This is a genomic window from Hufsiella arboris, from assembly GCF_009834875.1.
In the GTDB taxonomy this organism is placed as follows: Bacteria; Bacteroidota; Bacteroidia; order Sphingobacteriales; family Sphingobacteriaceae; genus Hufsiella_A; species Hufsiella_A arboris.
In genome coordinates this window covers 104,656-117,170 of record NZ_WVHT01000004.1, presented here as the reverse complement: position 1 = coordinate 117,170, position 12,515 = coordinate 104,656, and the positions used below count along the sequence as shown (strand labels likewise).

Here is a 12,515-nt window from a genome sequence, read left to right as displayed (position 1 = left end):
AGAAATCTGCCTATATAAATTGCGGCTATTAATTACTGGTATTTAAACTCATACAAAAATGCTGACCCATTTCCTTTGCCTTCGGTGCTGATAAACAAGGTTCCATCTGGTGCGAAGCAAATCCCTTCCGGCTGCGGAAATTCATCGGCATTTAAATACTGGATGGATTTAAACTTTCCCTGGTAGGTATAAACCATCAGGCATTTATTTTCCCTGGTCGACAGTAAATAAATATCATGAGTTGTCGGGTGAATGGAAATGGCGGACGGAAAAACATCGGGGCGCTCTTCCTTGATCCCAAGGTCCTTTTTCTCGATGAGAAGGAACGGTTTTTTGTTTAATTGACGAGTTGACGGACTGAAGCGGTAAACAGCCCGGGTTGATTTTTTGGCGTCTTTCAGACCGTTATCTTCTTTACAGGCAATTAATAAATCTTTGCTAGGCGGATCGACGCAAATCCCTTCGGTGTTGTTGTCGCGGCTAAGGCCAGTTTCGTATTTTATAGAAGAAGCTTTGGTATTCCAGTTAGCTACCTGATATAGTTTGCCATCACTGCGTAAACAATAGGCAGTTGTGCCATTTACTGATACATCTTCCAGGTCGAACTTTTTCGTTTCCTGCTTGATCAACACTTTTCTTTCGATGATATTCTTCCCGTTCATATTGAGAAGATACAGGTTTGGCGTCAGGTCTTCAATAGCCAGCAAATGATTCGCATCGACCCATGCTATTCCTGAAATCTCCTTAAGTGATGCCGGCAGCTTCCATGTTTTTAATGGCTTGCTGAGGTCATAACTTTTCGCAGGAGCTGACTTGTTACGGGAATAGGAAAAAACACCAGCCGACAAAATTATTGTCATCGGTATCGCTGTCAGAAAAATATTGCGCATGGATAAATACATTGCTTACAAGATTATTATCTCGTCAACATTGTTTTTAGAATTTAGGTTTTGTGGAAATCACCTTATTAATCGCTCCGTAACCGCCATTAATTTCGCTAAAGTTGTGATAGCCTCGGGCATGCAGTACGCTGGCTGCGATCATGCTGCGGTAGCCGCCGGCACAATGCACGTAAAAATGTTCGGACGGGTTAATGGATTCAATCCAGTCGTTTATGTCAGCCAGCGGATGATTATGTGCCTGTTCAACATGCCCGGCTTCGAATTCCGTTTCTTTGCGAACGTCGATGATATTACTTTTATCCGTCAGTTCATCAATAAATTGGTCGGCAGAAATACGGTTAATACAATCAATCTCTTTACCCGCGTTTGACCAGCTTTCGAAGCTGCCGTCCAAATATCCTAGTATCCTGTCAAACCCAACCCTGCTGAGTCGGGTGACGGTTTCTTCCTCCCGGCCCTTATCGGTAATCAATAGCAGGGGTTGCTTTACATCTGCGACCAGTGAGCCAACCCAGGGTGCAAAATCGCCATTCAGGCCAATATTAACTGATTGCGGAATAAAGCCTTGGGCAAACTCATCTGCACTTCTGGTATCTAAAATCAATGCACCGCTGCTTTCAGCAAGGGTTTCAAATTGTTGCGGATCGAGTGGTGTCAGTGCCTGGTCCATTACATCGTCAAAACTTTCATAACCCTTTTTATTCATCGACACATTCATTGGGAAATAGGGTGGTGGTGGCAGCAGTCCCTCTGTAACGGCTTTGATGAAGGATTGCTTATCGGCTTGATTGAGCGCATAATTCATCTCTTTCTGATTACCGAGGGTATCAACAGTTTGCTTCATCATATTCTTTCCGCAGGCAGAACCAGCTCCATGCGCCGGGTATACTATGACATCATCAGCCAAAGGCATTATTTTCGTTTGCAAACTGTCATATAGCAAGCCGGCTAAATCGTCCTGCGTCATGTGCGCAGCTTTCTGAGCCAGGTCTGGCCGGCCAACATCTCCTAAAAACAATGTGTCTCCGGTGAAAATGGCGTAATCCTTTCCGTCTTCGTTTTTTAACAGGTAAGTGGTGCTTTCAAGCGTATGGCCTGGTGTATGTAAAATTTTAATGATCAGCTTGCCTATCTTAAACTCCTGGCCGTCTTCAGCGATAATGGCGTCAAATTCTGGTTTCGCTGTCGGTCCGTAAATGATGGATGCGCCGGTTTTTTCGCTTAAATCCAGGTGTCCTGAAACAAAGTCCGCGTGAAAGTGAGTCTCGAAAATATACTTTATCTGCACCTTATCGCGGTTAGCGCGGTCTATGTATGGCTGCACTTCACGTAAGGGATCAATAATAGCTGCCTCTCCGTCGGAGCTGATATAATATGCGCCTTGTGCCAGGCAGCCGGTATAAATTTGTTCAACTTTCATGACTTGGAATTAATTATCGACCATAAAATCTGCCGGACGATATTGGCTGCTAAGTTCAGGGATTTTATTAAGAAACGGAAAGAAGGCTTGGACGTAAGTTAAAGATGATAGTAAATGGCTTGTCAAATTTTTGGCATTTTTATTACGTGATCGAAATGCAGGCCATGTAACTTACCCAAGTTACGATTTAATTAAATTTCAATGTTAAGTCGGATAATTTGTAGCGCAGGGCCACATGCCTCGGTTAATGTCTCTTCCCGCTATCCGCTTTTACTCCTCACGCCGTCGCTTAATCCACCGCGTCGTTGCGGGGTAACCGCTTCTATCGGGGCTAAATAGGAGTGACAACGCTGTAATTTGCGTTTTTATTAGCGGTTCGGATTTCGAATGTTGTTAGAACCGAATGCCGGACGTTTCTAAACCCGGGCGGCGGATACTGGCCTTGTGGCTAATGCCTTGTGTAGGATAAGCAAAGAACGGGGCTGCAGTTTGACATGAATTCAGGCCCTGCTTTTCAATTATGTAAAGCCCATTATTTAAAATCTGTTCCTTTATAAAGTATAAATGCCTGTTAGTTCAAACCCTCGTAATAACCAATAAATCCCTTCAAAACAACGTCAACTCTGGCATTGGTTCAATAAACGAATACTCCTTAAAGCGGTTCCATTTTTTGCCATCGTGTTTTAGCAAAGTAAAACCGCCGACGGTAAACTGCCGTTTGAACTTTTTGTTCTTGTATTCCGCCCACATCGCCGGAAAAATTTCCTGGTCGATGTCACGATAAGCAATAGTAATATGTGGTTTGAACAGCGTGTTGCCGCCTTTCACTTCTCGTTTGCCAATTTCATGATGATGCATAACGGCCGTGATGTTCTTCTGTAAACTTGCAATCGACTTGTTTTTGATGGTGTTGATATAAACTACATGCGAGTTAAATGTGTCGAAATTTTCTAACTCCTGTTCGAAAGAAGAATGGTGACGCGGCGCCTCCAATACCTTTATTAGCTGGTTTTCGCGTTCGTTCCCAAGTTGGAAAGGAGCAAACAGCGTTATATGAACAGGTGGCTTGAGCGCTGCAAATACATTGAACATCTCCGAGCACTCTTTCCTGATATCGTCGATCTGTTCGCTTAATTGCTCCGGTGGTAAAATGGCAATGAAATACAAATTTTTCATTCTCAAAAATACTAAAATTATTAGTAATATTGCAAAGCATGAAACGCTATATTGTTCATATTGACCTCGACTCATTTTTCGTTTCCGTTGAGCGTTTAAAGGATCCTTCGCTTAGAGGGAAACCTGTGTTAATTGGCGGATCTGGCGACAGGGGTGTGGTGGCCTCATGCAGTTATGAAGCGCGAAAATTCGGTATCCACTCGGCGATGCCTATGCGTACTGCCAGAAGGCTTTGTCCAGATGCGATTACTTTGCGAGGCGACTATCATGCTTATAGTGACGCCTCAGCCAGTGTCACTTCTATCATCCACTCGATGGTTCCCTTGTATGAGAAAACGTCGATCGATGAGTTTTATATTGACCTCACAGGAATGGATCAGTTTTTCGGATGCTATAAACTGGCAACCGAGTTGCGCAGGCAGGTAATCAAGCAAACAGGTTTGCCCATATCATTCGGACTTGCATCTAACAAAACGGTGGCTAAACTTGCTACTAATCAGGCAAAGCCCAACGGCCAATTATTTGTAGAACATGGAAAGGAGAGAGAGTTTCTTGCGCCGCTCCCGGTAGGCAGCATCCCGATGATTGGCGATAAGGCCTGCGAAACTTTACGCGGCATGGGTATCCATAGAGTGAAGGATTTACAGGAGCAAAAGATTGAGAATCTTGAACGCGTATTTGGAAAGATGGGACAAATGATGTGGGATAAGGCCAATGGTATCGACCATTCGGAAATCGTTCCCCACCATGGCCGTAAATCAATTTCTTCTGAAAATACATTCTCCCAAAATGTGATGGATGAGCCGAAACTTGAGGAATTACTAATTTCGATGACCGAGCAATTGGCAGCAAAGCTCCGTATCGAGCGAAAAGTTGCTTCCTGCATCGCCGTTAAAATCCGCTATTCGGATTTTGAAACGAATACGCAGCAATTGAGTATGCCTGCAACGAATTCGGATCATTTGCTTTTTCCGCTCATAAAAAAATTGTTCAGGAAGGCTTATCAGCAAGGTCGCAAGATACGGTTAGTTGGCGTACGGCTAAGTAACCTCGCCGAAGGGCCGTTTCAGCCCGGCTTGTTTGATGATTTCGAGCGCAGCTCAAAATTATATAAAGCGCTTGATCAATTGAATGTGCGTTACGGAAGCAAAACTATTTCGAGAGCGTTGACAATGGGAATTTCGTCACGCGATTTTAATCCGTTTAACGGGAAGACTGGCTAATTTATTAAAGAGCCCGCTTATTGCGGTTTTCTAACCGTTTCATACCTGGTTTTTATAAAATCCGACTGAGTGTGTTTTTTTCCGTCTTTAACACCAATCAAAAAAATATCCTTACAAAAATTTACTGCTAAAGGACATAATCCGATAAACAGTATGACGATTTTGGCTTTTCGTTTCATTGCAAATTGAAGATAAATACTATTTTCTAAAATGCAAATAGTTAGGAGTCATTAAGGATTGGTTTTATCAAAAGCTGAATCGCTCACTGTCGAGATTTCCCGGAACTGCACATATTTTTTACAATCTCGCCTGCTCGGCATTGCCACCAAAAGTGAAGGGTATTTTTACGTGTACCAGTTGAACTTGACTATGCGGATTTACATGAGATTTGTCGGTTATATTTTTGCAATCCTTATCGCATCCTGTGGGAAGGATAATCTGAAGCCAGATACTAGTTCGATAGACAACGCAAGTAACGCAAAGGAAGCAACGGTGTCAGCCGTAACAGCTAATTATTATGTCGATAACGTGAGCGGTAATGACAGCAATAACGGTACAAGTGCCACCACCGCCTGGAAAACTGTAGGCAAGGTTAATTCCGTTACTTTTAAACCAGGAAACAGGATTTTGTTCAAGGCAGGCGGCAGCTGGACAAGGCAGCTTCGTCCTAAGGGCTCAGGCAACAGCGGAAGTCCTATTATCATCGGAAGATACGGATCTGGAAATAAGCCTAAAATTAACGGCGCAGGAGTAGCTGACGGCGCACTCTATCTGCTCAACCAGCAATACTGGGAAATAAGCGATCTGGATATTACTAATTTCAATACTTCAGAAGCAGGCGGAGCGAGCATATCGCAATGGGAAACGGCCAATACAGCTAATTACGCCAATATGGTTCGTCCGCCGCAATATGCAAACAAGGCGAGCGCAAAAATAGGTGTTCTGGTTGCAGGCCAGGATAAAGGAATGCTGAATCATATTTACCTCCGTAACCTGGAAGTTCATGGAGTAAATGGTTTTATCGATCAGTCTGACGAGAACAGTAAATACAACGGAGGCGTTTGTTTTAGAATTACCGGAACCGCCACGCCTACATGGTTCAATGATATCTTAGTAGATAGTTGTTTTATTCATGATGTTGACAGGACCGGGCTTTGGACGGAATCAACATGGAGTACGCGAACCTTAACTTCAAATACTAACTGGACACCATCCCTGAATATTATCGTTCGCAACAATAGTTTCGCTAACACCGGCGCTAATGCTATGATTATCAGGGTTGCCGACCGCCCGCTAATGGAACATAATCTTTTCGACCACTGCGCTATTAAGGCCTCCGGCAATGCCGCATTCAATTTTAATACGGATAACGCTATCTGGCAATATAATGAGTCGCGATTTACAAAAGCAAATATAGACGATGATGATGCTGGTGGTATTGACGCGGATTATAGAACCAAGAATACGATCATTCAGTACAACTACCTGCATGATAACGATTATGGCATGTTGGTTACCGGAGGCTCCAATTCCTTTAACGACAAAACGGTCGTCAGGTACAATATTTTCAAGAAAGATGGAAAATACGCGCATCCCGTGAGCGGCAAGTTTATGATTAAGCTATCGGGTACCGCTTCCAATACTGTCTTTTATAATAATGTGGTTGATATTGGTCCCACTCAGACCAATACCCAGTTCGTACGGTTCCAGATCTGGGGCGGCTGGCCATCTAATACATCCTTTTACAATAATATCTTTGATAACTACGGCAGCGGTACTTCATATACCTTTGGCAGCAGCACCGGAAATATCTTTGATTACAACTGCTATTACAAGAACCAGGTTGTCAACCAGCCCGGCCAAACCCATAATATTGCCGGAGATGTTAAATTTCTGAATTCCGCTTCTGATACTCCCGATGGTTTTAAATTGAAAGCTGGCTCCGTAGCCTTATCGTCTGGCCGGGTAATCAGTAATAATGGTGGTAAGGATTTTTTTGGTAACCCGCTTTCAGCTACTGCAAAGCCAAACATAGGATTCTATCAGGGTCCGGGACTTTGATCCCTTTTTAAATAATTACCTTTTCTTGTTAGTCTCAGGATCTCAGTGATTCTGAGACTAAGATTTTTGTGGTCTTAAGTCGCAATACAATTTCGTGCTTTAATCCTTTTGAATCCATCAAAGTCAAAATAATCGAATAAAAAATGATGATAATCATCAGAAAATGTGATTGTTATCATAAATCATCGGCCGGAAAATTCAGACTTTTGCAGCTCAGTTTTCTTGGCTGAACAAAAATGTTGGTAAGGTTTCCAGTGCCCGCCGGAACTGCCAACGTTCAGCCAGTTAAGAAACTGATTATACGGTATTTAAGCCGGTAAGTTTACAGACATCCAAATTGTTGGCGATGGAGATTAGTGTAACAGCAAAGCAGGAGAAGATTATTTTTATTGGAGGTGCAATTTTTTTGTTAATCTGTTTTGGTTTTATGATTGCTTTTGGCAACGCAAGCAATTTTTCAACCATTGGATTTTAAGATTTGGTAGGGGGGATTTATACGAATTGTGGCCGTTGCTTACACACCAACGGCCATTAATTCACGAAATTAAGACGGTGTCCGCCGCTTTCTTTCAAATGCAAATTTTGAATTGCCTGATTGGTTCCCGGTGGTTATTAGTGGGAAAGATGAGGCTGCTTAAAGCAGTCTGGTAACGGGAACAGCCAGCAGGCAATAATAGAAAGTTAATAGCCCTGGTCAGGATTTTATCCGGCCGGGTTTTTTGTGTTAAAGATAAAAAGCAGCGCCATCAACTTTTAATTTGCAATAATCTTTTATTGCCTATTTTAGGTTGCTTTTTTTAGATAGAAATGAACTGTAATAATTGCGGAGACGATAACAACGGCGTATACTGTATTAGCTGCGGACAAAAACTTTCGGTTGGCCGCTTAAGCATGCATGAACTGACACATGAAACCTGGCATGCTTTTACTCATATGGATAAAGGAATGATACGCTTGGTATCTGACTTGATCGTTCGTCCCGCCATAGCTTACGCCGATTATTTCAGCGGTAAAAGAAAGACATATTTTAGTCCGGTGCTCTTTTTTATTCTGACGGCCGGTATCCTGGCTGTACTTTACCCTTATGTTTTCGACTTTGAGGATAAGGTTGTGCACATGAATAATCAGTACGGCCGTGAGTTGTATCACTTAACTAAGTACCGCGCTATTTTATTATTGCCTCTGGAAACTTTGCTGACCTGGCTGGCTTTCAGGAAACGTTTCAACTTTGCAGAGATCGTTGTATTCTGGCTTTTTGCGCTGGGTTTAACTTATTTTTTCCGACTAATACTTTTACCGGTCTATTTTCCATTGATTGAATATAAATCGAATGTTGATCTGGCTTTTCAGTTAATCAGCTATGCGATTATTTTATGGCAGGGAATAGCCTTATTCGGCCGTTCAGCGTACAGTGTTATTGCGCTGATACTGATCCTAAATGTAATGAACCTGGCGGACCTGGTTTTGCAACTTTATACCATTTTCGACATTCATATTTTTAACAATAATGTTGGAATACATTCCTGGTGGGATATCTTGAAATATAGTTACGGGATTAGCTAACATGCAGCCCCTGCCCGGCGCCAGTGATTGTTCAGATCAAATCTTCAGCTTTAATTGGCAATTTACGAATGCGTACCGGATGCTGCCTTTTGCATTTGTACTCGTTACCAAAACTCCATAGGCACAATTCTTCAGCGAGTAGTCAGTCGAATAACAGAACTTGTATTTTTGTTAAGATGCATGCAGGTAGTGTCAATTTGTAAACCGTCATATAACAAGCTGGTTTTAAGAAAAATTATTGGCCCGGATTTGCGGTGACAATTATCATGCTGTAAATGAGTGAGGCTTTAACTTTACTGATTATGAGCGTATTTCTCACGCTGGAATTTTTGAAATTTCTTCACAGAATTTCACATTTTTTTTACTAGTTCCGGGACTTTTAAGGGTTGTTGACTTTTAATTGATGAACTTTAATAAACTAAACACACCCATGAAAATCTTAAAAAACCATGTAGCGCTGATATGCCTGCTAGTTCTGCTTTTTTCATGCAGGAAAGATACTGAGCAGGCGTTAGTCAAGGCTTCCGCCAGTGAGTCAAACTTAATGGCGACAGCAGTTCCAAGCGGCTACCCACGCCTGACGGTTAAAACAATTTCCGGCGTACCTGAAGAACCAGGTTATGTTGATGGCTCCGGCAATGCAGCAAGGCTGGCGTATCCTGAAGGCCTCGACTTATTACCAGATGGCAGCTTATATGTTGCTGATCATAACAATCACAAAATTAGAAAAGTAAGCCAGAATGGTGAAGTTTCTACTGTTACCTTGCCAGGTGATGCATTTGGAACGACCATCTCGTCGCCAAGGAGGGTCAGAGTTCAGAAAGATGGAACTATCAATATTCTTTGCCAGGATGGTCCGTTTACAATTGCTCCGAAAGTATGGATTATAAAACCCGGTGGCGAAGTACTTACGCCACCTTATAAAAATGGACCTGTCGTATACCCATACAGCTCTTACTATTACAATGATCTGCAGAGAGAGCCATATCATGATCAATTGTTTATTGCCGGATCATACGTCGACGGTTACGCACAAACGGGTATTATCGAACAATTTATAATCAATGAAGGTGCAATTGGCGCATTTGGCTATACGTTGTTTCCCGATTCGCTGGCGGAAGATGCACAAACCTTAAGCACGATCAATGCATTTTTTTGCGGATATAACAATGTTAAATATATTGTTGTTAATGGCAAAGCAATTTATAAATGGACATCTAAAGGGGTATTTACGCAAATTTTCAGAGACTTGAAATTTACTTACATATCGAGTATCGTTGTCAATAGAAACAGTAAAAGTATTTACGTTGCTGATAACGGATCTATTAAAAGTATATCAAACGGTAAGCTTCAATATCTTGCCGGGCCTCATCCTGACTATCACGGAAAAGACGGAGTAGGAAGAGAGGCTGATGTCAAGGCCGAACAGCTCGCTCTCGCAAAAAATGAAGCATCTATTTTTTTCACTGACCGGAATTCCGTCAGGCAGATTTTCTTAAGGTAAGAATTTAATATCGCGACTAATGTGCTGACAGATTATAGTTTGTTAACTAATTACTGTTTTACGGCGACTTTTAAATTTCTGATAATAATTTCAGCGATAAATAGATTGGGAACCCATGCCAGCCAACTTACGATGCGGTATGCCGGGATAAATTCATGAAACACAAAATTGGCAAGAATCGGAAGCCATAAACGTAAAGTGACGGCTCCGAATGTCAGGGCGTAATTCCGGATCATCCAGTACCGGTGCTGTATGATATTTCTTTTTAGGATAGTAGTATAAGCCATTGTGTTTGTATAAAACCATAGAACGGCCAGAATGCCGAAACCCATAACACAAACAATGCCGCCAGAAGCATAAAAGGCGACATATAACCCAGCCAGGCTGCTGAGAAATACCGACGTTATATATACTTTACCGACTGTTCTGTGCAGGCGCAAATACCGGTTTCTTAATTTTGTACTGAACTGCGGCCATCCTGTAAGCAACGCAATGCCGCCAAAGGTGATATGCACGTAAAACAGGGCATTCCAGAGCCTATTATCCAGCAGAGTTTTTGGTTTCGTTTGAAACAACCCGTTGCTATGCATATCCATCAGGTAATATGTCGCCGGATATATGCCAACAGCGATGGATAGGAATGCAATGCTCAGCCAGGGTAATTGATATCGCTTCATTTTCGTTAGACGAATTCCTTAGTTTTTGTTACCAGTGTATGCGATCGTTCTTATGACTTTCTTCCATTAAGCTTTGCGTTTCAGGTAAAACGGCCATGGCGACAGCATTTGTTTATCTCTTAACGATTTACCGTCGGCGTTGCGAAGAGCTCGTCAGAGCTTGATATCAACACCTTCCGCTTTTAATATTTTTAGTTGATTCTCTATTCCGCCGGGCATATGCCTGCTTGGTTTTCCGCTCTTTAACACCCGCCACCATGGTATATCGTATTCAGGATACTTTACCGGCGATTCATTTAAGCTGGCCATCCATTTCCAATATTTAATTGTCTTCGCCGGGCAGGCAGTGTCTGCTTTGCCTATTTTCGCCAGATCATCTCGCAATTGTTCGATCGTTTTGGTTTCACCTTTTGGAATTTTACGGATGGTTTCTGCTACGTCAGAGACCGATGGAATATATAAAGTTTGAGCTCCAGCCATTCTTTTACTTTTAACGACGTCCAGCTTATGAAAAGTGGCCTGCGGAGCAGTTTGTAATTTTTCAAGGAAAGATATATTTGACATCTGTTTTTACCTGAGGGGTGGATACAGCAATTTAGTAAATTTATAAAAGACAGTAAAGATCCTTATTTCTGCGGGGTATCGTTCCTGCTGATCTGGCGGCGTACCGGTTTTGAAGCACACCTTCAAGCTTCACAAAAACTTCATAAAACTACCCGAGTTTTGCCCCCATGATAGGAGTAACTTTTTCATTTTTGGCGCTTTGCGTTTCATTTTTATGCAGATGCCAGCAGCGGTCGGCAGTTGTCGCACTTTGTAATCCGGCGACAGGGTTCGCCGGATATAATGTTCAATCTGTCCAAGTTTCATTAATCGTAAACCGCTTTAATTCACAATATCCATGAAGAGAATTATTTTGCTTGCCGGAGTTTCTGCTTTGATCTACGGTACAAGTTGTAATCAAAAAAAAGAAGTAAAAGAAGAAATTCCAAATTACTCGGTCACCAGCCCGTTGCAGATTGATACATCATTTACTAAAGAGTATGTGTCGCAAATCAAATCGGTGCGGAATATAGAGATCAGGTCACAGGAAAAAGGCTATTTACAAAATATTTATGTCGATGAGGGCCAGCACGTAAAAGCCGGGCAGTTGCTGTTCAGAATCATGCCAACAGCTTTTGAAGCTGAGGTAAAGAAATCTGAGGCTGAAGCCAAAGAATCTGAAATCGAGCTCCAGAATACAAAAATGCTTTCAGATAAAAATATAGTTTCTAAAAATGAACTGGCCGTAGCTAAAGCCAAGCTGGAACAGGCAAGAGCGGAAACATCACTCGCGAAAGTTCATCTTTCGTTCACCGAAATCCGTGCGCCTTTCGATGGAATCATCGATCGTATTCCAATGAAGCTCGGGAGTTTGATCGACGAAGGTCAGCTGCTTACCAACCTTTCTGATAACAACCAGATGTTCGCTTATTTCAATGTGTCTGAACCGGAATATCTCAATTACGAGAATTCGGCTAACAAAGGGAAAAAACAACCGGTGAGCCTGGTAATGGCAAACGGCGATCTTTTAAAATACAAAGGTGAGGTAGAAACTGTTGAAAGTGAATTCGACAGCGAAACTGGTAACATCGCTTTTAGGGCACGTTTTCCCAATCCCGATCAACTGCTTAAAAATGGTGAAACAGGTAAAATAGAAATGGTTGTTCCGATTAAAAATGCGTTGGTGATACCTCAAAAGGCCACGTACGAAATCCAGGATAAGAGCTATGTTTTTATTGTGGACAAAAACAACAAAGTGCGCTCCCGTGAAATATCGATCGCCAGTGAGCTTCCTGATCTGTACATCGTAGGATCCGGTTTAAATCCCGGCGACAAAATATTACTGGAAGGGGTACAAAAAGTTAAAGACGACGATAAGATCGCGTACAGATTCCAGGATCCGAAAAATGTTATCGGGCACCTGAGAGTTGCAGCTGAATAGTGTAG

10 protein-coding genes are annotated in these 12,515 nt (G+C 42.3%); 5 read left to right on the top strand and 5 right to left on the bottom strand.

The annotated features are described in order from the left end of the window. Positions 1 to 32 precede the first annotated feature (32 nt). The 3 genes from GS399_RS09885 to GS399_RS09875 all read right to left on the bottom strand — a co-directional run bounded on the left by GS399_RS09885 (position 33) and on the right by GS399_RS09875 (position 3,498). Complete coding sequence (locus GS399_RS09885; RefSeq protein WP_160844460.1) at positions 33 to 890, bottom strand: SdiA-regulated domain-containing protein; 858 nt, start codon at positions 888 to 890, stop codon at positions 33 to 35. A 46-nt stretch (positions 891 to 936) separates the two neighbouring features. Then, positions 937 to 2,322, bottom strand: coding sequence for an MBL fold metallo-hydrolase (locus GS399_RS09880; RefSeq protein ID WP_160844459.1), 1,386 nt, complete (start codon positions 2,320 to 2,322; stop codon positions 937 to 939). A gap of 606 nt (positions 2,323 to 2,928) precedes the next feature. After that, the gene (locus tag GS399_RS09875) at positions 2,929 to 3,498 is read right to left on the bottom strand and encodes a 2'-5' RNA ligase family protein (RefSeq protein WP_160844458.1); all 570 of its coding nucleotides are present in this window, start codon (positions 3,496 to 3,498) and stop codon (positions 2,929 to 2,931) included. Between the two features lie 38 nt (positions 3,499 to 3,536). Between GS399_RS09875 and dinB the strand changes: the two genes are divergently transcribed. The 4 genes from dinB to GS399_RS09855 all read left to right on the top strand — a co-directional run bounded on the left by dinB (position 3,537) and on the right by GS399_RS09855 (position 9,849). After that, positions 3,537 to 4,721, top strand: a complete 1,185-nt coding sequence (gene dinB, locus GS399_RS09870; protein ID WP_160844457.1) for a DNA polymerase IV — start codon at positions 3,537 to 3,539, stop codon at positions 4,719 to 4,721. A gap of 381 nt (positions 4,722 to 5,102) precedes the next feature. Continuing rightward, positions 5,103 to 6,782 (top strand): hypothetical protein, encoded by a 1,680-nt coding sequence (locus GS399_RS09865; RefSeq protein WP_160844456.1) that lies wholly within the window; start codon positions 5,103 to 5,105, stop codon positions 6,780 to 6,782. An 807-nt stretch (positions 6,783 to 7,589) separates the two neighbouring features. Continuing rightward, positions 7,590 to 8,345, top strand: a complete 756-nt coding sequence (locus tag GS399_RS09860) for a DUF3667 domain-containing protein (RefSeq protein ID WP_160844455.1) — start codon at positions 7,590 to 7,592, stop codon at positions 8,343 to 8,345. A 430-nt stretch (positions 8,346 to 8,775) separates the two neighbouring features. Beyond that, the gene (locus tag GS399_RS09855) at positions 8,776 to 9,849 is read left to right on the top strand and encodes an NHL repeat-containing protein (RefSeq protein ID WP_160844454.1); all 1,074 of its coding nucleotides are present in this window, start codon (positions 8,776 to 8,778) and stop codon (positions 9,847 to 9,849) included. Positions 9,850 to 9,899: 50 nt separating this feature from the next. Here GS399_RS09855 and GS399_RS09850 read toward each other — a convergent pair whose 3' ends face one another. Further along, complete coding sequence (locus GS399_RS09850) at positions 9,900 to 10,526, bottom strand: DUF2306 domain-containing protein (RefSeq protein ID WP_160844453.1); 627 nt, start codon at positions 10,524 to 10,526, stop codon at positions 9,900 to 9,902. A gap of 153 nt (positions 10,527 to 10,679) precedes the next feature. Then, positions 10,680 to 11,090 (bottom strand): MGMT family protein, encoded by a 411-nt coding sequence (locus GS399_RS09845; RefSeq protein WP_160844452.1) that lies wholly within the window; start codon positions 11,088 to 11,090, stop codon positions 10,680 to 10,682. Between the two features lie 337 nt (positions 11,091 to 11,427). On the opposite strand from GS399_RS09845, the gene GS399_RS09840 reads away from it, so the two are divergent. Next, positions 11,428 to 12,510, top strand: coding sequence for an efflux RND transporter periplasmic adaptor subunit (locus tag GS399_RS09840; protein ID WP_160844451.1), 1,083 nt, complete (start codon positions 11,428 to 11,430; stop codon positions 12,508 to 12,510). The last annotated feature ends 5 nt before the right edge of the window (positions 12,511 to 12,515 follow it).

Excerpts from the sequence above, each read along its gene's own strand:
- GS399_RS09855 (WP_160844454.1), top strand. The coding sequence starts at position 8,776 with ATGAAAATCTTAAAAAACCATGTAGCGCTGATATGCCTGCTAGTTCTG.
- dinB (WP_160844457.1), top strand. The coding sequence starts at position 3,537 with ATGAAACGCTATATTGTTCATATTGACCTCGACTCATTTTTCGTTTCC.
- GS399_RS09875 (WP_160844458.1), bottom strand. The coding sequence starts at position 3,498 with ATGAAAAATTTGTATTTCATTGCCATTTTACCACCGGAGCAATTAAGC.
- GS399_RS09885 (WP_160844460.1), bottom strand. The coding sequence starts at position 890 with ATGCGCAATATTTTTCTGACAGCGATACCGATGACAATAATTTTGTCG.
- GS399_RS09865 (WP_160844456.1), top strand. The coding sequence starts at position 5,103 with ATGAGATTTGTCGGTTATATTTTTGCAATCCTTATCGCATCCTGTGGG.
- GS399_RS09850 (WP_160844453.1), bottom strand. The coding sequence starts at position 10,526 with ATGAAGCGATATCAATTACCCTGGCTGAGCATTGCATTCCTATCCATC.
- GS399_RS09860 (WP_160844455.1), top strand. The coding sequence starts at position 7,590 with ATGAACTGTAATAATTGCGGAGACGATAACAACGGCGTATACTGTATT.
- GS399_RS09845 (WP_160844452.1), bottom strand. The coding sequence starts at position 11,090 with ATGTCAAATATATCTTTCCTTGAAAAATTACAAACTGCTCCGCAGGCC.
- GS399_RS09880 (WP_160844459.1), bottom strand. The coding sequence starts at position 2,322 with ATGAAAGTTGAACAAATTTATACCGGCTGCCTGGCACAAGGCGCATAT.
- GS399_RS09840 (WP_160844451.1), top strand. The coding sequence starts at position 11,428 with ATGAAGAGAATTATTTTGCTTGCCGGAGTTTCTGCTTTGATCTACGGT.